The 339-nt window shown below is 67.6% G+C and carries 1 protein-coding gene; it reads left to right on the forward strand.

Features of this window, described 5'->3' with window-relative positions; all coding sequences use genetic code 11:
- On the forward strand, window positions 1-339 hold a 339-nt coding region (locus tag E4V01_RS25475), incomplete at both ends, for a transposase (protein WP_245517722.1).

The following is a 339-nucleotide window of genomic DNA, read 5'->3' on the forward strand; positions in this document are numbered from 1 at the left end:
GTCAGAGCGGATGGATCGGTTCTCGATAACCGTGCCCTGTCGCGGGCTCGGTTTGCGGCGCTTCTGGCGGATCAGCCGGCTTGCGTCGTGGCGATGGAAGCGTGTGCGACGTCCCATCACTGGGGTCGCGTGGCCGAGAAGAGCGGTCACGAGGTCCGGTTGGTGCCGGCGGTCTACGTGAAGCCATTCGTCAAACGCCAGAAGAACGATCGTGCCGACGCGGAAGCGATCGCCGAGGCGGCCGCGCGCCCGAGCATGCGCTTCGTGGCGGTGAAGAGCGCCGAGACGCAGGGCCGCGCTGTGGCGTTCCGCACGCATCAGTGTCTGGTCCGTCAGCGC

The organism is Methylorubrum sp. Q1, from assembly GCF_004683995.1.
Lineage (GTDB): Bacteria > Pseudomonadota > Alphaproteobacteria > Rhizobiales > Beijerinckiaceae > Methylobacterium.